The 19,379-nt window shown below is 66.7% G+C and carries 16 protein-coding genes and 1 pseudogene; 11 read left to right on the plus strand and 6 right to left on the minus strand.

The features are described from left to right. From KDJ86_RS02100 to KDJ86_RS02115, 4 genes are all read left to right on the plus strand, one after another. Positions 1-588, plus strand: a 588-nt coding sequence (locus KDJ86_RS02100) for a lysophospholipid acyltransferase family protein (RefSeq protein ID WP_291742243.1), incomplete at its 5' end; no start/stop codon positions are given. Further along, positions 581-1,909 (plus strand): 3-deoxy-D-manno-octulosonic acid transferase, encoded by a 1,329-nt coding sequence (locus tag KDJ86_RS02105; RefSeq protein WP_291742245.1) that lies wholly within the window; start codon positions 581-583, stop codon positions 1,907-1,909. The genes KDJ86_RS02100 and KDJ86_RS02105, both read left to right, overlap by 8 nt. After that, positions 1,906-2,934, plus strand: a complete 1,029-nt coding sequence (lpxK, locus tag KDJ86_RS02110) for a tetraacyldisaccharide 4'-kinase (protein ID WP_291742248.1) — start codon at positions 1,906-1,908, stop codon at positions 2,932-2,934. Before KDJ86_RS02105 ends, lpxK begins: the two co-directional genes overlap by 4 nt. 422 nt (positions 2,935-3,356) lie before the next feature. Further along, positions 3,357-3,941 carry a hypothetical protein gene (locus KDJ86_RS02115; RefSeq protein WP_291742251.1) on the plus strand — a complete coding sequence of 195 codons (585 nt, stop codon included), beginning with the start codon at positions 3,357-3,359 and terminating at the stop codon, positions 3,939-3,941. Between the two features lie 18 nt (positions 3,942-3,959). Here KDJ86_RS02115 and KDJ86_RS02120 read toward each other — a convergent pair. The 4 genes and pseudogenes from KDJ86_RS02120 to mutL all read right to left on the minus strand — a co-directional run. After that, positions 3,960-4,127, minus strand: a pseudogene (locus KDJ86_RS02120) (transposase); the annotation flags it as partial. Between the two features lie 72 nt (positions 4,128-4,199). Further along, the gene (locus KDJ86_RS02125; protein ID WP_291742253.1) at positions 4,200-4,418 is read right to left on the minus strand and encodes a DUF2093 domain-containing protein; all 219 of its coding nucleotides are present in this window, start codon (positions 4,416-4,418) and stop codon (positions 4,200-4,202) included. Between the two features lie 52 nt (positions 4,419-4,470). Continuing rightward, positions 4,471-7,497, minus strand: coding sequence for an AsmA family protein (locus KDJ86_RS02130; RefSeq protein ID WP_291742255.1), 3,027 nt, complete (start codon positions 7,495-7,497; stop codon positions 4,471-4,473). A gap of 37 nt (positions 7,498-7,534) precedes the next feature. Then, on the minus strand, positions 7,535-9,325 hold the full coding sequence (gene mutL, locus KDJ86_RS02135; protein WP_291742258.1) for a DNA mismatch repair endonuclease MutL: 1,791 nt from the start codon (positions 9,323-9,325) through the stop codon (positions 7,535-7,537). A 150-nt stretch (positions 9,326-9,475) separates the two neighbouring features. Here mutL and KDJ86_RS02140 point away from each other — a divergent pair, with 150 nt between their 5' ends. Both KDJ86_RS02140 and KDJ86_RS02145 read left to right on the plus strand, forming a co-directional pair. Further along, a complete protein-coding gene (locus KDJ86_RS02140) occupies positions 9,476-10,459 on the plus strand; it encodes a DNA-methyltransferase (RefSeq protein WP_291742261.1) in 984 nt (327 codons plus the stop codon). After that, on the plus strand, positions 10,459-11,424 hold the full coding sequence (locus KDJ86_RS02145) for an XcyI family restriction endonuclease (RefSeq protein ID WP_291742264.1): 966 nt from the start codon (positions 10,459-10,461) through the stop codon (positions 11,422-11,424). Before KDJ86_RS02140 ends, KDJ86_RS02145 begins: the two co-directional genes overlap by 1 nt. Positions 11,425-11,439: 15 nt before the next feature. Here KDJ86_RS02145 and purD read toward each other — a convergent pair whose 3' ends face one another. After that, the gene (gene purD, locus KDJ86_RS02150; protein ID WP_291742360.1) at positions 11,440-12,711 is read right to left on the minus strand and encodes a phosphoribosylamine--glycine ligase; all 1,272 of its coding nucleotides are present in this window, start codon (positions 12,709-12,711) and stop codon (positions 11,440-11,442) included. A gap of 45 nt (positions 12,712-12,756) precedes the next feature. On the opposite strand from purD, the gene ubiA reads away from it, so the two are divergent. Both ubiA and KDJ86_RS02160 read left to right on the plus strand, forming a co-directional pair. Then, complete coding sequence (gene ubiA / locus KDJ86_RS02155) at positions 12,757-13,710, plus strand: 4-hydroxybenzoate octaprenyltransferase (RefSeq protein WP_291742267.1); 954 nt, start codon at positions 12,757-12,759, stop codon at positions 13,708-13,710. A gap of 108 nt (positions 13,711-13,818) precedes the next feature. Continuing rightward, positions 13,819-14,817, plus strand: coding sequence for a DnaJ C-terminal domain-containing protein (locus tag KDJ86_RS02160; RefSeq protein ID WP_291742270.1), 999 nt, complete (start codon positions 13,819-13,821; stop codon positions 14,815-14,817). Between the two features lies 1 nt (position 14,818). Here KDJ86_RS02160 and KDJ86_RS02165 read toward each other — a convergent pair whose 3' ends face one another. After that, a complete protein-coding gene (locus KDJ86_RS02165) occupies positions 14,819-15,781 on the minus strand; it encodes an L-threonylcarbamoyladenylate synthase (RefSeq protein WP_291742272.1) in 963 nt (320 codons plus the stop codon). Positions 15,782-15,887: 106 nt separating this feature from the next. Here KDJ86_RS02165 and KDJ86_RS02170 point away from each other — a divergent pair, with 106 nt between their 5' ends. The 3 genes from KDJ86_RS02170 to KDJ86_RS02180 are packed head-to-tail and all read left to right on the plus strand — an operon-like array spanning position 15,888 to position 19,377. Then, positions 15,888-17,657: an acyl-CoA dehydrogenase family protein gene (locus KDJ86_RS02170; RefSeq protein ID WP_291742275.1), complete on the plus strand. Its 1,770-nt coding sequence runs from the start codon at positions 15,888-15,890 to the stop codon at positions 17,655-17,657. 22 nt (positions 17,658-17,679) lie between these two features. Further along, the gene (locus KDJ86_RS02175) at positions 17,680-18,432 is read left to right on the plus strand and encodes an enoyl-CoA hydratase-related protein (RefSeq protein WP_291742278.1); all 753 of its coding nucleotides are present in this window, start codon (positions 17,680-17,682) and stop codon (positions 18,430-18,432) included. A gap of 18 nt (positions 18,433-18,450) precedes the next feature. After that, positions 18,451-19,377, plus strand: coding sequence for a histone deacetylase family protein (locus KDJ86_RS02180; RefSeq protein ID WP_291742281.1), 927 nt, complete (start codon positions 18,451-18,453; stop codon positions 19,375-19,377). Positions 19,378-19,379 lie beyond the last annotated feature (2 nt).

Below are 19,379 nucleotides of genomic sequence, written 5' to 3' on the forward strand. Positions count from 1 at the left end.
GATCCCTACGGCAAATACATTCATCTCGCGCCGGTCATCTTCACCATGTGGCACGGCCAACATTTCATGCTGCCTTTTGCACGGATTTTCGATTTCGATGCCCGCGTCCTCATTTCCAAGCATCATGACGGCGAGATCAACGCCCTCGTGGCGCGGAAGCTCGGCATCAGGACCATCCGCGGCTCCACGGCGCGCGACCCCTCCCGGCTGCTGGAGAAGGGCGGCATGGCCGGCTTCCTCGAGATGAAGTCGGCGCTGGAGGAGGGGGCCTGCGTGACGATGACCGCCGACATCTCGAACCTCGCGCCACGGCGCGCCGGGATGGGGATCATCTCCCTCGCCCGGGTGAGCGGCCGGCCGGTGATTCCGCTCGCCTATGCCAGCAGCCGGCGCATCGACGTTTCGAGCTGGGACCGCTCGACGATCAATCTTCCGTTCAGCCGGGCGGTCTGTGCGGTCGGCACACCGGTCGAGGTTCCCGCCGACGCCGATCCGGACGCCCAGGAGCGCAAGCGACTGGAGCTCGAAGCCGCACTGAACGAAGCGACCGATCGCGCCTACCGCATCGTCGACAAACGCAATGGCTAGCCTGTCCGCAAACATCGCATTCGGCCTCTACCGGGCATTCGGCAGCGTCGTCGTCAGGCCGCTTGCCCCGCTGCTCCTCTCCTATCGCGTGTCGCGCGGCAAGGAAGATCCGGCCCGGCTCGACGAGCGCTATGGTCGCGCTTCCCGGTCGCGGCCCGATGGCGCCGTCGTATGGGTTCATGCGGCAAGTGTCGGCGAGACCAACGCGGTGCTGCCCCTGATCAAGGAGATCGTCGGATCGGGGCGGTCGGTGGTCTTCACCACCGTGACCCTGACCGCGGCGCGGATTGCCGAGCAGCGGCTTCCGCCGGGCGCGGTGCATCAGTTCTCGCCAATCGATGTCAGGCGGTGGATGAAGGCCTTCATCGCCCACTGGCGGCCCGAAATGGCGATCTTCGTCGAATCGGAGCTCTGGCCGCAAGCGATCGCGACCCTCACGGGCGAGAGGATACCGCTTGTCATCGTCAACGGGCGGCTGTCGCGGAAGTCGTTCGAGGGCTGGCACCGGCGTCCGTCGATCGCCCATGCCCTGTTCTCGCAGGTGAATCTTTGCCTCGCCCAGACCGAGACGGATGGCGAGCGCTACCGTTCCCTCGGCGTTCCCGCGGTGACGGTGACCGGTAACCTGAAGTTCGATACGCCGCCGCCCGGCGCCGATGACGGCGCGCGGGAAGCGCTGGCGCGCGAGATCGGCAATCGCCCGCTCTGGCTGGCCGCGAGCACCCATCCCGGTGAGGAGGAGATCGTCGTCGCCGCCCACAGGCGGATGGTTGCGCGGCATCCCGGTCTGCTCACCATCATCGTTCCGCGCCATCCGCACCGGGGCGCGGAGCTCGTCGCGGCATTCGCCGGCAATGGTCTGTCGATCGCCTGCCGCAGCAGCGGCCAGCAGCCGACGCCTTCCACCGACATCTACCTCGCCGACACGCTTGGCGAGCTTGGCCTGTTCTACCGGATCGCGCCGGTCGCCTTCGTCGGCGGATCGCTGGTCGACCATGGCGGGCAGAATCCGATCGAGCCGGTGGTGCTGGGGACCGCGGTCCTCCATGGCCCCCACATCCAGAATTTCGCCGATGTCTATGAGGCGCTCGACAAGCTGACCGCCGGCTGTCGCGTCGTCGATGCTGGGAAACTGGCGGAAAGCGCCAGCATCCTGATCGCCGATGCGCGGGCACGCGAGCGCTGCGTGACCAACGCCCAGGCCGCGCTGTCGCCCTTCCGCGGTGCGCTCGAAAGGACGATGGTGGCGCTGAAGCCGGTCCTTCGGAGCGAGGGGAAACCGGGCGCTCCTCTCGTCCGTCTCGAGCCGGCGCAATCGTGACCGCCGCGCCGGCCTTCTGGTGGCGGCCGCGTCCCGGCGGGGCGGCGCTCGCCTTGTGGCCCGCCTCCCGGATATGGGGGCAGATGTCGGCTTGGCGGATGGCCAAGTCACCGCGGTTCCGGCCGCCGGTGCCGGTGATCTGCGTCGGCAATTTCGTCGTCGGCGGGGCGGGAAAGACACCGACCGCGCTGGCGCTTGCCAGGATCGCCCGTCGCCAGGGGCTCAAGCCCGGGTTCCTGGCGCGAGGCTACGGCGGAAGCGAAAAAGGGCCGCTGCTTGTCGACCCGGGCTCACACACGGCCGAGGCGATAGGCGACGAGCCGTTGCTCCTGGCGGAGGCGGGACCGACGGTGATCGGCCGGGACCGTTCCGCCTCGGCGCGGATTCTGCTCGACCAGGGCGTCACCGCCATCATCATGGACGACGGATTCCAGAATCCCACCCTCGCAAAGGATGTCTCCTTCGCCTGTGTCGATGCCGGCGCGGGAATCGGCAACGGCATGATGATCCCGTCGGGACCGCTACGTGCGCCGCTCGACCTGCAGCTTCGCCGTGCCGACGCCCTGATCGTCATTGGCGAGGGCGGAATGGCCGAGCCGCTGATCCGCGCCGCGGCGCGGGGCGGCCGCCCGGTCCTGAGGGCGTCGCTGAAGCCGGTGCGGGTGCGCGATTGGCGCAAGACGCCGATCCTCGCATTTGCCGGCATCGGCCGGCCGGGCAAGTTCTTCGAGTCCCTCGCGGCGATCGGCGCGCCGGTAGAGGAGACGATCGCCTTTCCCGACCATCACCAGTTCACCGACGCCGATGCGGCCCGTCTTCTGGCCAGGTCCGAGAAGGACGGGCTGCGGCTGGTGACGACGGAAAAGGACCTCGTCCGGCTGAAGGGGGCGACTGGCGCGGCCGCCGAGTTGCGGGAGCGAGCCGAAGCTTTCCCGGTCGTGCTCGACTTCGAGAATCCGGCGGGCGTCGAGGAGATGATGCGCGATGCGGTGCGGCTTGCCGTGCCGGTCGCGGCGCTGCCGTGACGTATTTGCCCCATAGTGCTTCCTTCCATTCTATGGAAAAGATTGCACCATCAAATGCCGGGACTAAACACACGCCGATGCTGGCAAAGCCATCTCGAACGCGCGCAATGGCTTTCGCGTGTGGGTTACAGGCGGATACTGGAACAGGCCGCCGCCAATAAGGCGTGAAAAGGCGAATTCTGGCCGCTATTCGGGCTCGAAGCCGTTCAAGGCGGCCGGAAAGCGATGAGTTCGCGTCTGTTCGGGTAGCTACCGACATTCGCCGCGGTCGCTTCCATGTTCGGGTCAGCGGGACAGAGTGAGTTTTTGCTGTGTCGGCGCAAAGGTCTACTTTCGACACCCCCAAACAAACACAACCAATTGAGTGCCAAGCGGCAATTGATAGAATGGGGATAAAACTCCCACGAGCATAGACAGAAGCAATGACCGATTTCACCACTAAGCCTCTTGACGAAACAACTTGGCCATCCTTTGCACGTCTGGTTGAGGCGCATAGTGGTGTCTGGGGAGGTTGCTGGTGCATGGCATTCCACGCAAAGGGCGAAGGCTGGGGCAAATCAGCGGAACTGAACCGTCAGGAAAAGGAAGCCCTCGTTCGTGGCGGACGTGCACATGCTGCTTTGGTCTTTGATGGGACGGAATGTGTCGGCTGGTGCCAATTCGGATCACCGGAAGAACTGCCGCGAATCAAGAACCGACGCGCCTATCTTGCTGCCGATCCGGTTCTCCCTGACTGGAGGATCACATGCTTTTTTGCAGGCAAGTCTCATCGCCGAAAGGGAGTGGCGTCGGCCGCATTGGGTGGTGCGCTTGAACAAATTCAAAGACTGGGCGGTGGATGTGTCGAAGGCTATCCAGAAGACACTGACGGTCGCAAGGTTTCGGGCTCATTCCTGTTCAATGGGGCCATGTCCACATTCGAACGTCATGGTTTTGAGCGAGAGCGGAGAATAGGTAAGAACAAGTGGGTGGTTACTCGCCTCATCCAGCGAATTTCGGACGGTTAGGTCATCGACTCATTAAATCGGGCCGTAGCGCTCCGGAATGTCGGCCCACGGCGCTCCCGTCCGCAGCCGCCAGAAGATGCCGTTCAGAACCCGCCGGTCGTCCACCCGCGCCACCCCGCGCGGCTTGTTCGGCAGCAGAGGCTGGATCACAGACCACTCGAAATCCGTCAGATCAAAGCGCGCCATATCAATCTCCTTCGCTGGCGAGATTGAATCAGCACTCCTCCGATTCGCGAATCCCATTTATGGGTCGATGACCTAGCCGGCCTTCGCCTCCATCTCGCGCGCCAGCGACGCCGCGGCGTCGGAATAGGCCTCCTGGCGGGCGACGCTCCAGTATTTCAATTCGTCGAGCGCGATCTCCTGCCCGGTGACCGCGCAGCGTACGAAGCCGCCCGGCACGACCACCTGGAAGTCGCCGTCGAGATAGCGGAGTTTGGCCTCGCCGCCATGGCCGTGTCGTTCGATGCGGTTCATGAGACGATCCTATATGGCCGGCGGCCAGGCGCGCAAATTGCAGATCCGCCGCTCATTGCTTCAAGAGGTCGAGCACCTGGCCGACCGGGTCGTTCTTGTCCTTCTTCTTGTTCTTCTTGTTCTTGTCGCCACCCTTCTTGTCGCCGGTATCGCCGAGGATGTTGCCGGTGATCTCGTTGATCTGGTTGATCGCGCCCTGCGGGTTTTCCAGGACTCCCTTCACATCCGGGTAGATCTTCGGCTTGGCGAGCGGACCCTCGACGTGGATCGGCACGGCGAAGTCCTTGAGCTGGCCCTTCTTGCCGGAGGCGACCTGGGCATTGAGGGTATAGCTCACGGTCTGGGCCGGGATGTCGATCGTCCCGGCGCCCTGCAGCGCGAATTCCGGTCCGGCCATCACCAGGTCCTTGTTGGTCAGGATTCCCTTCGTCACCGTGAAGGTCGCATCGATCTGGGAGAACTCGGTCTTGTCCTTGCCGGGCTGCCAGCCGAGCAGGGAGTTGATCGAGAGGCTCTTCAGCATCTTCGGGATATCGATGCCGCTGATCGCGCCTTTGCGGACCGCCATCGCGCCCTTGCCGGACAGCGACTTCATCAGCGCCGATTGGCTCTTGCCGGCGGCCTGGAGATCGAAATTGAAACTACCCGCTCCCTCGATGCGCTTGAAGCCGATGGCATCGGCGAGAAAGTCCCTCGCCGAGACCTTGGCAAGCTTGAAGGAAGCGGCCATTGCCGGTGTCGCCGCGGCGCCATCGACGGTGACGGCGCCGGTCCCGCTGCCGGAATAGAGAGCCATCTCGGTGAGGTTGGCGTTGAGCTTGCCGCCGGCGACCTTCACCGTGAGGGATGATTTGCCGATCTCGATGTCGTCGGCGATGATCCTGTCGGCTCTCAGGTTGAGGTCGGCGTCGAAGGCCTTGAGGCCCGAGAAGTCGACGGGCGCGTCGCTGCCACCGCCACCTCCGCCACCTCCTCCTCCGCCGTTGCCGCCCTTGCGGGCCGTGGTCCCGGAGGCGACGAGGTAGGGGGTCACGTCGAGCACCTTCATGGCGAGGCCGGCGGTGACCTTGGGCCTGTCGGCGAAGACCACCGCGCCGGTGCCGAGGCCGCTGGAGGAGTCCAGGGAGAAGGCGGCCCGGTCGAAGGTGAAGCGGTCGGCTTCGAGCGAAACCGTACCGTCGATCGAGAAGGGGCCGAGGCCGCCGGTGCCGGACATCGGCTGACCGATCCAGGCAAGCAGCTTGCGGAGCGACGGCGTCGACAGCGCGACCTTGCCGGTGCCGAAGCCGTCCGGGCTGGCGGTACCGGCAAAGCCGAGATTGAGGCGGGTGGACTTGGCAGTCAGCGAGACCTGGGTTTCCTTGCCCTCGGCCAGCGCCCGCGCGTCGCCCTTGGCGGCTATGGTGAAGCGCTCGCCGCGCCAGGTCAGCGCACCATCGACCGATACCGGGGAATCGAGCGACGGGAAACTCACCTTGACGTCGATATCCTCGATCTTGTCGGCCGACTTGTCGCCACCGACATACTCGGCGAGAGCGAGGCCGGTCAGCGCGCCGTTGGTCAGCGAGGCGGCGCCGCTCGCTTTCAGGTTGGCGACGAGCTGGTCGACGGTCGCGCCCGTCGTCTGGAAGTCGACGTTGAGTCCGGCAAGTCCGGTCGCCGGGGCATTGGTGCCGGCGAGCGCCATGAGGCCGGCAAGGTCAAGACCGGCGAGCTTGGCCGAGCCGGAGATCGCAGGCGCCGGCTGCCGGGCGTCGACGGTGACGGCGCCGGAGCCCGGGGCGCCGCTGATCTCGACCGAGCGGATGGTGGTCGTCAGCACGCTGCCGGCAAGCTTCAGGTCCATGGCGAGATTGGCGAGCGCGGCGGAGCCGAGGACGATCTCGCTGGCCGTGAAGTCGACATTGGCGTCGAGCGCGCCGAGCGCCGAGAGGTCGAGCGCGCCGTCGCTTCCGCCGCCGCCACCACCTTCACCCCCGCCATCGCCGGACTCGACGGTCTTCGGCGTGAACAGGGCGGTGTCGATCTTGCCGGCGGCGAGCTTCATGCCGATGCCGGGGGTCGGGCGATCGTAGACGAGCTGCAGGGCGCCATCCAGCGGGATGCCGCCGATCTCACCCTTGAACTGGCTCAGCAGAACGCTGGCGTCGTCGACTTCGAGCGGGCTCGAAAGGGTGAATGCCTCGAAGGCCGGGGCGTCCGGCAGGTCCACGCCGTATCCTTTCAGGAAGCCGGCGAGCGACGACCCGGTCGCCTCCATCGATCCCTTGATCAAGGACGTGCCGTCGAGCGCGGTACCCTTCGCGGTCAGGCTGCCGCCGTCGTTGGAGAGCGTCAGCTCGACCGGAATACGCTCGAGCAACTGGGCGGCCGGGCGTTCCGCGAGTGCCAGCGAGACCTTCTGCTCGACGCCCCCGTAGGCGAAGCTGCCGTCGATGGTGCCGGCGCCGACCATCTCCGGCATCCTGATGTCGAGGTTCAGCGCCTCGATCGTCTCCTTCGTGCCGCTCCTCGCATCGCTGTAGGTCACCGTGCCGTCGACGATGCTGACCCGCCCGATGGTGAGGTTTTCGAGCGCCGCCAGGGCGTCTCCGGCCGCCTGGTCGGCGGGAGGAGGCGCTGGCTCGGCCGCGATCAGGTCCTCGATGCTCTCCGGGTTCGATGCCGGCGCCGGAGCCGCATCGGCCGCGGCGGTCTCCGCCACGCCTTCCCAGTTGCCGATGCCGTCTTCGTCATAGGCGACGAGGATCTGCGGCCGCTCGATCGTCACGCCGGTGATTTCGACATTGCCCGACAGCAGCGGGATCAGGCTGACGCCGAAGGAAACCGAATCGACCCGGAAGGCGTCCGAGTCGCCGGCAAGACCGGCGATGCCGATCCCTTCCGCAGAAAGGTGCGGAGTCGGCAGGATGCTGACGGAAACCGGGCCATCGATCCGGATGTCGCGACCGGTGGCCTCCTCGATGGTTGCGATCAGCTCGCCCTTGATTGTGTCCGACGGGATGAGAAGCGGCAGCGCGAAGAGCGCCCCGACGATGACCACGACCACGACGACCAGTCCGATCAGCAGCTTTCTCACGGGACTTGACCTTCCTTTCGATCCTTGTTCCCGGACGTCAGCGACGGCCGAAGAGGCGCTCGATGTCGGTGAGTTTCAGTTCGATATAGGTCGGACGCCCGTGATTGCATTCGCTGGCATTGGGCGTCGCTTCCATCTCCCGGAGGAGGGCATCCATCTCCTCGGCCTTCAGCCGCCGCCCCGATCGCACCGAGCCGTAGCAGGCCATCGTGGCCGCGATGCGGTCGAGCCGGTCGCGGAGGCCGACGACGCGGTCCCACTCGGCGATCTCCGCGGCGAGGTCGCGGACGAGGGCACCGGCATCGACGGCGCCGAGCATCGACGGCGTCTCGCGGACCGCGATCGCGCCGGGGCCGAAGCGTTCGACGACCAGGCCGAGCTCGGCGAGCTCCGCGGCGCGGTCGACGATCCTGTCGACGTCCTCGGGCGCGAGGTCGACGACCTCGGGGATCAGCAGGATCTGGCTCGGGATGCCGTTGTCGTCGAGGCCGTGCTTCAGCCGTTCGTAGACCAGGCGTTCATGGGCGGCGTGCTGGTCGACGATGACCAGTCCGTCGGTGGTCTGGGCGACGATGTAATTCTCGTGAATCTGGGCGCGGGCGGCACCAAGCGGCCGGGCGACGTCGAGCGGCTCCGGTCCCGCCTGCGGGATATCGGCCGACGGTTGGTCGGCGCCGTCGAACACCGCCTGGCTTTCCTCGGCGAAGCCGGTGGCGAGCGCGGCGTTCCCGGAGGAGACACGCGGCGGCGTCCATGAAGGAGCGCGGTAGGCGGCCGCCCGGTCGAGCGGCCGGAAGGCGGCGATCGCCGCCGTCGCTGCGGTCGAGGACGAGCGAAGGCCGCCGGCGGCGAAGGCCTGGCGGATCGCCCCGACGATCAGGCCGCGGACGAGGCCGGAATCGCGGAAGCGGACATCGGCCTTGGCGGGGTGGACGTTGACGTCGACCTGGGACGGATCGAGGGCGATGAAGAGGGCGGCGACCGGATAGCGGTCGCGCTTCATCAGGTCGGCATAGGCGCCGCGCAGCGCGCCGAGGAGCAGCTTGTCCCTGACCGGCCGGCCGTTGACGAAGATGAACTGGGCAAGGCTGTTGGCCCGGGTGTAGGTCGGCAACCCGGCGAAGCCGGTGAGCATCACGCCCTCGCGCTCGGCGCTGATCGGGACCGCATTGGCGCGGAAGTCGGCGCCCATGATCTGGGTCAGCCGGGTGAGCTGCGCGTCGGCACCGGTGGCGACCGGATAGTCGATGCCCGACCGGTCGCTGCCGGTCACCGAGAAGCGGATGTCGGGATGGGCCATCGCCTGCCGCTTGACGACATCGGTGATGGCGGCGGATTCGGCCCGCTCCGACTTCAGGAACTTGAGGCGGGCCGGCGTCGCGAAGAAGAGGTCGCGGACCTCGATGCGGGTCCCGGCCGAAAGGGCCGCCGGTTTCGCCGCGCTGACGCGCCCGCCCTCGACCGTAACCTCGAAGGCGTCGTCGGCGCCGCGCGCCCGCGACGCCACCGACAGTCGTGCCGCGGCACCGATCGCGGCAAGCGCCTCGCCGCGGAAGCCGAGCGAGCGGATGTCGTCGAGCCCGTTATCGAGCTTGGACGTGCAGTGCCGTTCCACCGCGAGGGCGAGCTGGTCCGGCGCCATGCCGCCGCCGTCGTCGCTGACCCGGATGAGCGCGCCGCCGCCGCCGGCGGTGACCACCTCGATCCGGGTGGCGCCGGCATCGATGGCGTTCTCGACCAGCTCCTTGACGACGCTCGCCGGCCGCTCGACCACCTCGCCGGCGGCGATGCGGTTGACCATGTCCTCGGAAAGGCGGCGGATCGGCATTGAGAATCAGGCTCCTTCGCCCCGATTCTGGCCGAATCATTGGGGCGAGGGAAGGGCGGCTTCTTCATCGGATCCGCGCCCTGGACCAGGCAATTGCCAAAGGCGGCCCGTTGTGTTCCTGTTATGTTCCGTGCGATTGGGGACAAGCGGATGCCGGTCGCCTGGATGCCGAGGGAACTTGATAGGCTGAAAGGAGCGGCGAATCGCCTCGACGAGGCAGCTGTCGTCAAGCAATGCAATGACACGCGCGAGGTGGGCTCCGTGACGAAGACAGAAAAGATCGAGCGAGGCGATGCGCTGGACCTTTCAGGGTCGGTCATCTTCGAAGGTGACGCCTTGACCGTGTTGCGACGTCTGCCCGCGCGATCGGTACAGACCGTGGTGACGTCGCCGCCCTACTGGGGATTGCGGGATTATTGTGTACCGGACCAGTTGGGCCTTGAGGGTACGCTTTCTCAATACATCAACTCGCTGCGAGGCATATTTTCCGAAGTCAGGCGCGTCCTGAAGGATGACGGGGTGTTCTGGCTGAACATTGGCGACGGCTATACGAGCGGAAATCGTCGCTGGCGGGCTCCCGACAAGAAAAACCGGGCGCGCGCCATGTCGGTGCGGCCAGGCACTCCCGACGGACTGAAGCCGAAAGACCTTCTTGGTGTTCCGTGGCGACTCGCGTTGGCATTGCAGGACGACGGATGGTACTTGCGCGCCGACGTCATCTGGAACAAGCCGAATGCCATGCCGGAGAGCGTCAAGGACCGTCCGACCCGGTCTCACGAGTATGTCTTCATGCTGACCAAAGAGGAGAAATATTACTATAATCGCGACGCTGTTCTCGAGGTGAACGACCTGGGCAGGCGAAACCTGCGCAGCGTTTGGAACGTTCAGACGCAGGCGTCTATCGGGGCGCACTTCGCGACGTTTCCCCCGGCGCTGATTGAGCCCTGCATACTGTCCGCGAGCCGGCCCGGCGACTTCGTATTGGATCCGTTTTTTGGATCGGGCACCGCGGGCCTGGTCGCGCGACGGCTTGGCCGGAAATACGTGGGGATCGAAATCCACCCGGACTATGTTGCGTTGGCGGCGAGGCGGTTGGAAGCGGACGACAGGACCATTGTTCGAATTGCCGCCTGATGCTGAAGGTTCCCGATCCCGAGCTCCAGATCGACTTTGCCGGCGCTCTGGCCGATATCCGGACGCGGTATCTGCAGGACGCACTCCTTTCGACCGTTCGCCAACTCGACATAACGGAGCTGGACAAGGCGCTGGCGGAATATGTTCCGAAAGCGAGTCTTTCGATCTTGGCGAGCTGCGGGCTGCGCGCAGAACTGCTTTTCGCGGTCCCGGTCATACTCGATGCCAATCCGCGGCTTCTGGCATATTATCGGCTTCTTTACGGATACAGCCAAAAAGAATTCTATTCGAGAGAGACCGGCATCTCACAGTTCTCCTCGATGGAGAAACATGGACGTTTGCCCCGCAAGGGGGCGGCGGGTCTGGCCGAGCTTTGCAGGTCGCTTGCCGGTGCCGGGGCATTGTTGCTCGACGGGATCGGCGGCAGTCGCATGAGTCGGGAACTGCTCGATGACTTGACCTTGTTGACACTGGGGCCGCAGCTGCGTGGCGGCGCGAATGTCAGGAAGGGCGCGGACGGAATCGTGAAGGTCTTCGACGTGATCGAGGAGATAGCCCGCGACGCGGTTACCGGCGTGGGCCCCAGCCGCATCGAGATCACCAACGCCGCGGGGAGACGCGTTCTGATCGAGTTTGCGCCCGATCCGGATATCATCATTCGCGAGGAGATGAGCGGCGGCAGCTTTCGCGACCTGATCGCCATCGAAGTGAAGGGCGGTTCCGATTTCTCGAATATCCATAACCGGATCGGCGAAGCGGAAAAGAGCCACCAGAAGGCCAGAGCGGTCGGCTATGTCGAATGCTGGACGGTGGTGAATGTCGGTCGAATGGATCTCGATATGGCGAGACGCGAGAGTCCAACCACCAACCGTTTCTACCGGATGTCCGAGCTGTTTCGAAAGGACGGCAGTGAATACGAGGACTTCAAGGACCGAGTCATATCGTTGACCGGCATCCGCTCCTGAACACGCTGGTCTTCGTCAGCCTGTGGAAATCGCCCGCCAGCCGATATCGCGGCGGCAGAAACCCTCCGGCCAGTCGATCCGTTCGACCGCCTGATAGGCCTTCGCCTGCGCCGCGGCGATGGTCGCGCCGGTCGCGGTGACATTGAGGACCCGGCCGCCATTGGCGACGAGCTGGCCGTTCCGGCGCTCCGTCCCGGCCTGGAAGACCTTGACGCCGGCCAAGCTCTCCGCCGCGGTGATGCCGTTGATCGCGCTGCCCTTTTCGTAGGATCCGGGATAGCCTTGCGCCGCCATCACCACGGTCAGCGCCGCGTCACGGGTCCATCGCGCGATGGCGCCGTCGAGCCTTCCCGCCGCCGTCGCGTGGAGGAGGTCCAGCAGGTCGCTTTCGAGCCGCATCATCAGCACCTGCGCCTCCGGGTCGCCGAACCGGACATTGTATTCGATGAGCTGCGGGCCGCCGGCGGTGATCATCAGGCCGGCATAGAGGATGCCGCGAAACGGCGTCCCGCGTCCGGCCATGGCGTCGACGGTCGGCCGGATGATCTCGGCCATCGTCCGCTCGACCATGGCGTCGGTCATGATCGGGGCGGGCGAATAGGCGCCCATGCCGCCGGTATTCGGGCCGGTGTCGCCGTCGCCGACGCGCTTGTGATCCTGGGCCGTGGCGAGCGGAACGATGGCGCTACCGTCGGTCAGCGCGAAGAAACTCGCTTCCTCGCCGATCAGGCACTCCTCGACCACGACTTCCGCGCCCGCGGACCCGAAAGCGCCGGCGAAGCAGTCGTCGATCGCCGCCAGCGCCTCGTCGAGGGTCGCGGCGACGGTGACGCCCTTGCCGGCGGCAAGCCCGTCGGCCTTGACGACGATCGGTGCGCCTTGCGCCCGGGCATAGGCCCTTGCGGATTCCGCGTCGGTGAAACGGCCGTATGCGGCGGTCGGGATATTCGCCGCGGCGCAAAGGTCCTTGGTATAGCCCTTCGAGCCTTCGAGTTGGGCGGCTTCGCGTCCCGGTCCGAAGACCGCGATACCGGCTTCCGCCAGATCGTCCGCCAGGCCTGCGACGAGGGGCGCCTCCGGACCGACGACCACGAGGTCGACGGCCTTGTCCCGGCAGAAGCGCGCGACGGCGCCGTGGTCGGTGACGTCCAGCGCGACGCACTCGGCGTGTTCGGCGATGCCCGGACTGCCCGGCGCCGCGAAGAGCCGGGTGAGCCGGGGAGACTGGGCCAGCTTCCAGGCAAGGGCATGCTCGCGCCCGCCCGATCCGATCAACAAGACATTCACGATGAGTCGCACTCCCGTTCGCCCGCTGTCGCGCTATAAAGGCGCATGTCCGAACACTCAACCGGCGCAGACACATCGACGGTCGCGGACGCGGTGCGCGGCAACTGGGTCGACCGCTACCTGCCGGCGGTGGCCAAGCCTTACGCGCGGATGGCCCGCCTCGACCGGCCGATCGGCTGGTGGCTGCTGCTGTGGCCGTGCTGGTGGTCGGCGTCGCTTGCCGCCGACGCGGCCGGCCGGCCATGGCCGGAGCCCTGGTACCTGCTGCTCTTCCTGATCGGGGCGATCGCCATGCGCGGCGCCGGTTGCACCTATAACGACATCGTCGACCGGGACCTCGATGCCCAGGTCGCGCGCACCCGGTCGCGGCCGATCCCGAGCGGCCAGGTCAGTCCGCGGCAGGCCGCGGTGTTCCTCGCAGCCCAGGCCCTGATCGGCCTCGTCGTGCTGCTCCAGTTCAATCGGTTCGCGGTCCTGGTCGGCTTCGCGTCGCTCGTGGCGGTCGCGGTCTATCCCTTCCTGAAGCGGGTGACCGACTGGCCGCAGCTCGGGCTCGGCATCGCCTTTTCGTGGGGGGCGCTGATGGGCTGGGCGGTGGTCTTCGGCCAGCTCGGCCTCGCGCCGGTTCTGCTTTATCTCGGCGGCATCGCCTGGACCATCGGCTACGACACGATCTATGCCCATCAGGACCGGGAGGACGATGCGCTGGTCGGGGTCAGGTCGACGGCGCGGCTCTTCGGCGGCGGGACCAAACCCTATCTCGCCGGCTTCTACGCTGGCGCCACTGTCCTTTTCGCTGCGGCCTTCTTCGCGGCCGGCGCCGGCGTCGCCGCCTATGCGGGGCTTGCCGTCGGCGCGTTGCATCTGGGCTGGCAGGTGCGGACCCTGAATACCGGTGATCCCGGCAATTGCCTCAGGCTGTTCCGGTCGAACCGGGACTATGGCTGGATCCTGTTCGCCGGTCTCCTGCTGGATTGCTGGCTGACCGCCGTGAATTAACGCTTCCGGAACGGATTTGGCGCTGGAATCGGGCGGTTCCGATGCCCATATAGACTGCGGAATGCCTGCATTCCGTCACCCCACAAGCCCTGCTATTGTCCGAGAATCATGCGCGATCCGTATTCCGTTCTGGGTGTGAGCAAGACTGCGAGTGAATCCGAGATCAAGTCGGCTTTTCGCAAGCTTGCCAAGAAATACCACCCGGACTCCAACAAGAACGAGCCGAAGGCCAAGGAACGCTTCAACGAGGCGAACGCCGCGTACGAAATCGTCGGCGACAAGGACAAGCGCGGCAAGTTCGATCGCGGCGAGATCGACGCGGAAGGCAAGCCGCGCTTCCAGGGCTTCGAGGGCTTCGGATTTCCCGGCGGTGGCGCGGGTGCCGGGGGCGGGGCGCATCCAGGCGCCGGTACAGGCGGCGCGCGCACGTTCCGCTGGTCGACGAGCGGCAGCGAGAGCGATCCGTTCGCCGCCGACGACGTCCTGAACGAGATATTCGGGAGCTTCGGCCGTGGTCGTGCGGGTTCGGCCGGCGCCGGCGGCGGGGCGGGACCGCGTCCGAAGCCGGTCAAGGGCGACGACGTAAGCGCCACGGTGGCGGTGACGCTCGAACAACTGGTCAAGGGCGAGAAGGCGCGGGTCGACCTGCCGGGCGGGCGGACCGTCGATGTCGCGATTCCGCCAGGGACCGCGTCCGGCAAGGTGATACGGCTGAGGGGGCAGGGACGTCCGGGCGTGCTCGGTGGCCCGGCAGGCGATGCGCGGGTGACGGTTGAATTCGTGCCGCATCCGCATTTCCGGGTCGACGGCAATATCCTGCGCCGCGAGGTCAACATTCCCCTCGAAGACGCCGTGCTCGGCGGCAAGCTGCGCGTGCCGACCCTCGACGGCGAGGTCTCGCTCAACGTTCCCGCCAATTCCGGAAGCGGCAAGGCGCTGCGCCTCAAGGGCAAGGGACTGCCGAAGGCCGGCGGCGGGCGTGGCGATCTCCTGGTGACGCTGCGCATCGTCCTGCCCGAAGGCGGCGATCCGGAACTGACCGCGTTGATGAAGAAGTGGCGCGAGGCGGGCAGGAACAGCGCCGCCGATTCCGAAGAAGCGGCCTGAGCTAGTCGCGCGGCGCGGCGGCGCGCCTCAGCCGGTCGTTGATCGCCTCGCCGAGACCGGTATCAGGGATCGGCGCGACGGCGATGGCCTCGGCCACAGCGTCAAGGTCGCGGAGCGTCGCGAAGAGTCCCGCCGCCGCTTCCGCCAGATCGCCCTTCTCACTGAGATTGACGATACGGATCGCGGCCGTCGCGCCGGCCGGCAGGCCGCTGCCGAACGCGATCAGCGCCTCGCCCGGACGGACTTCCCCCGCGTCGAGGCGAAGCCGCGCCGCTGGCGCATAGTGCGACCGGAGCATGCCCGGCGCGACCGGCGCCCCGCCCGTCGTTCCGGGGGCGGCGAGCGGCTCACCGATCACAGCCTCGATGTCGCTCCGCGCGAGGCCACCGGCACGCAGCAGCCGGGGCCTGTCGTCCGCCATGCCGACGATGGTCGATTCCAGTCCGATCCCGGTCGGTCCCGCGTCGAGGATCACCGCGACGCCGCCACCGAGATCGGCCGCGACGTGGTCGGCCGTCGTCGGGCTGACATGGCCCGAGCGGTTGGCGCTCGGCGCGGCGATCGGCCGGTCGAGGGTGGCGAGCAGGGCGCCGGCGACCGGATGGGCGGGCACACGGATGGCGACCGTGTCGAGCCCGGCGGTCGCGAGGTCGGCGATGACCGTCGGTGACCGCTTCGGCAGAACGAGGGTCAGCGGTCCCGGCCAGAAAGCTCCGGCGAGCGCAAGGGCCGCGGGCGACAGGACGGCCAGGCGCTCCGCCGCCTCGACCGAAGATGCATGGATGATCAGCGGATTGAAGCGCGGCCGTGCCTTGGCGGCATAGATTGCCGCGACCGCGCCGCCGCTGGTCGCATCGGCCGCGAGGCCGTATACCGTCTCCGTCGGCATGCCGACCAGCCCGCCGCGGCGCAACGCTGCGGCGGCTGCGGAAATCCCGGCGTCGAAATCCCCGGGATTGCTCATGTCGAAGATTTCGGGCAAGCCCGGCATTCGAAATCGGGTCCTGTTTGGCGACGGCGGTTGTCGCCGTTCGGACCGCGCCCGGTCAAGCCCGACCCTTGGAGGACATATGGCCTTTCAGGCGCCGATTGCCGATATCGTCTTCACGCTGACCGACATCGTCGGTCTCGATCGGGCGATTCTCGGCGATGTCGACTTCGAGACGGTGGAAGCGATCCTGGCCGAGGCCGGACGGTTCGCCGAAAGGGAGCTTGCGCCGCTGAACCGCGTCGGCGATCGCCAGGGCGTTGTCTTTTCCGGCGGCGCGGTGGCCACGGCGCCGGGATGGAAGGAGGCATTCCGGCGGTTTGCCGCGGCCGGCTGGAGCGGCATCAGCGCCCACCAGCGCTGGGGCGGCCAGGACCTTCCGGTCATGGTCGAGATGGCGATCCAGGAATTGTGGAATGCCGGCGCCGCCGCCTTCGCGACAGGAACCATGCTCTCGGCCGGCGCGGTCATCGCGCTCGAGGCGCATGCCGGCGATCCGCTGAAGCGGCTCTATCTTCCGAAACTCGCCGCCGGGACCTGGACCGCGACCATGAACCTGACCGAGCCGCAGGCCGGCTCGGATCTCAATGCCCTGACGACGCGGGCGGAGCCCGCCGGGGACGGCACCTACCGGATCAGCGGCCAGAAGATCTTCATCACCTATGGCGAGCACGACCTTGTCGAGAACATAGTCCACCTCGTATTGGCGCGATTGCCTGATGCGCCGCCGGGCACGCGCGGGATATCGATGTTCGTGGTCCCGAAATTCCTTGTCGACAGCGACGGAAGACTCGCTGGCCGGAACGGCGCCGCGGCGAGCGGTATCGAGGACAAGCTGGGGCTGCACGCCGCGCCGACCTGTACGATGACCTACGACGACGCGGTCGGCTTTCTGGTCGGCGAGGAGAATCGCGGCCTTGCCTGCATGTTCACGATGATGAACGTCACCCGGCTGTCGGTCGGTATCCAGGCGGTCGGCGTCGCCGAAAGGGCGAGCCAGGAAGCGCTCGCCTATGCCAGGGAGCGCCGGCAGGGACGGGCGCCGGGCTGGACCGGCGCCGAAATGAGCCCGATCGTCGATCATCCCGACGTCCAGTCGATGCTGATGCGAATGAAGGCCTTCACAGCGGCCTCCCGGTCGATCTGCTACGCCTGCGCCCAGGCGATTGATCAGAGCGAAAGGGGGACCGATGCCGACAGGCCGATCTGGGCCCGAAGGGCTGCCTTGCTGACCCCGGTTGCCAAGGCATTCTCCACCGATTCCGGCATCGAGGTCGCGTCGCTGGGCATTCAGGTCCATGGCGGTGCGGGCTATATCGAGGAGACCGGTGCCGCCCAGCATCTTCGCGACGTCCGGGTATTCGCCATCTACGAGGGAACGAACGGAATTCAGGCCATCGACCTCGTTACGCGGAAGGTGCTGCTGGAAGACGGCGCGGTCGTCGATCGCCTGGTCGGCGAGATGTCGGAGACGGTCGAGCGCCTCCGATCGGCGGGCACACCCGAAACGGCGGCCGCGGCCGCGCGACTCGAGGCGGCGATCGGGGATCTCCGGGCGGCGACCGCCCATGTCGTCCGATTGTCGCGGGAAGGCCGTAAGGCTGAGCAGCTCGGTGGTGCGACCGCTTATCTCCGCCTGTTCGGGATGGTATTCGGAGCGGCCCTGCTGGCCCGGGCATTGCTTGGCCAACGCGGGACCGGACGAAACGGGCGCATGGTTGCGATCGCGCGCTATTTCACGGAGTGCTTGCTTGGCGAGACCACCGGCCTCCGGCGTATTGTCGAGGCGGGTGCCGCGGGGCTGGAGGCCCAGGCCCTGGCCGCGCTGTCTGTATCTCCGGCGACGAATTGAAGGACGAGGGAACCAAGCCCCGATGGACGAACATATTTCGATCGATGTGAAGGAGGGGGTGCAGACCATCCGAATCGACCGGCCGGAAAAGAGCAATGCGATTTCGGCGGAGATGTACGAGACGGTGGCGGATGCGCTCGCGCTTGCCGACCACGACACGGGTATCCGCGTCGTCCTCTTCGCCGGCATGCCCGGTGTCTTCACGGCGGGCCACGATGTCGACGATCTGAGGAGCCATTTCGAGGCGAGCACCTTCGGCGAGAGTTCGCTGCGTTTCGTCAAGACGCTGGCGACGCTCGACAAGCCGGTCGTCGCGGCGGTCGACGGCCTCGCGGTCGGCATCGGCACCACGATGCTGTTTCATTGCGACTTCGTCGTTGCCAGCGAGTGGTCCGTCTTTTCCTCGCCATGCGCCGGCCTCGGCATGCCGCCGGAGGCGGGATCGAGCCTGCTCGCGCCCAATATCATGGGCTACCACCTGGCCTTCGAACTGATGGTGATGGGCGAACAATTCGATGCCCAGCGGGCGTTGATGGCCGGGCTCATCAACCGCATTGTCGTGCCGGAGGACCTCGAGCCGGTGGCGCTGAGCTATGCCCGCGCCCTGTCCGCCAAGCCGCCGCAGGCAGTCCGGCTTGCAAGACGGCTGATGCGGGGCGATCGTCGCGAGGTCGTCCATCGGATAACCCAGGAGGCGAACAGCTTTCCCGACCTCCTCCATTCGCCGGCAGCGCATGATGCGCTGCTCGAATTTCTCGACCGCAACCGGACATAGCGCCCCGAGGACTTGCCATTGGCCACGCTTCTAGTCTCCGACGGGATTTTTCTCGAGCACCGCGTGCCGGAAGGTCATCCCGAACGACCGGAACGCCTGCGGGCCATTACCGATGCCCTGACCGCCGATCAGTTCGATCCGCTGATCCGGCGCGGCGCCAAGCCGGTCGACGACGCTGTCCTGACGACGGCCCATACGGAGGCGTATGTCGCCCTGCTGCGAAGCAGGATGCCGGACGAGGGCGAGGTGCCGCTCGACGCCGATACCTGGGTTTCGCCTAGAAGCTTCGAGGTCGCGTCGAATGCCGCCGGCGCCGCCTGCCTCGCCGTCGACGCGGTGATGGACGGCGAGGCCGCGAACGCCTTCTGCGCGATCAGGCCGCCGGGCCATCACGCCGAGGCCGGCGAGGCCATGGGCTTCTGCCTTTTCGCCAATGCCGTCATCGCCGCCAGGCATGCCCAGCGCGTCCACGGCGCCGAACGCGTCGCGATTCTCGACTGGGACGTCCATCACGGCAACGGGACGCAGGCGATCGTCTGGTCCGACCCGACGATTCTCTATGGCTCGACCCACGAGATGCCGCTCTATCCGGGAACCGGAGCCAAGTCCGAGGTCGGCGCCGGGAATATCTTCAATGCGCCGCTGTCGGCCGGCGCGGGCGGAGTCGAATTCGAGGAAGCCTTCTCTTCGCGCCTCCTGCCGGCGACCAATGCCTTCGCGCCCGACCTCATCATCATCTCCGCCGGCTTCGACGCCCACTGGCGCGATCCGCTCGCCTCGCTGAATCTCCGCGAGGAGGATTTCGCCTGGGCGACCGAGGAGCTGATGCGCCTTGCCGACCGGCATTGCGGCGGGCGCATCGTCAGCGTTCTCGAGGGCGGCTACGATCTGCAGGGCCTCGCCATGTCGGTCGCCGCCCATGTCGACGCCCTGATGAAGGCCTGAGC

Origin of the sequence: Bauldia sp. (assembly GCF_020442045.1) — a bacterium.
Taxonomy (GTDB): domain Bacteria; phylum Pseudomonadota; class Alphaproteobacteria; order Rhizobiales; family Kaistiaceae; genus Bauldia.

Bases quoted from the DNA above. Each gene is read 5' to 3' on its own strand.
- KDJ86_RS02105 (WP_291742245.1), top strand. From the start codon at position 581: ATGGCTAGCCTGTCCGCAAACATCGCATTCGGCCTCTACCGGGCATTC.
- KDJ86_RS02115 (WP_291742251.1), top strand. From the start codon at position 3,357: ATGACCGATTTCACCACTAAGCCTCTTGACGAAACAACTTGGCCATCC.
- KDJ86_RS02125 (WP_291742253.1), bottom strand. From the start codon at position 4,418: ATGAACCGCATCGAACGACACGGCCATGGCGGCGAGGCCAAACTCCGC.
- mutL (WP_291742258.1), bottom strand. From the start codon at position 9,325: ATGCCGATCCGCCGCCTTTCCGAGGACATGGTCAACCGCATCGCCGCC.
- KDJ86_RS02140 (WP_291742261.1), top strand. From the start codon at position 9,476: ATGCCGGTCGCCTGGATGCCGAGGGAACTTGATAGGCTGAAAGGAGCG.
- KDJ86_RS02145 (WP_291742264.1), top strand. From the start codon at position 10,459: ATGCTGAAGGTTCCCGATCCCGAGCTCCAGATCGACTTTGCCGGCGCT.
- ubiA (WP_291742267.1), top strand. From the start codon at position 12,757: ATGTCCGAACACTCAACCGGCGCAGACACATCGACGGTCGCGGACGCG.
- KDJ86_RS02160 (WP_291742270.1), top strand. From the start codon at position 13,819: ATGCGCGATCCGTATTCCGTTCTGGGTGTGAGCAAGACTGCGAGTGAA.
- KDJ86_RS02165 (WP_291742272.1), bottom strand. From the start codon at position 15,781: ATGAGCAATCCCGGGGATTTCGACGCCGGGATTTCCGCAGCCGCCGCA.
- KDJ86_RS02170 (WP_291742275.1), top strand. From the start codon at position 15,888: ATGGCCTTTCAGGCGCCGATTGCCGATATCGTCTTCACGCTGACCGAC.
- KDJ86_RS02175 (WP_291742278.1), top strand. From the start codon at position 17,680: ATGGACGAACATATTTCGATCGATGTGAAGGAGGGGGTGCAGACCATC.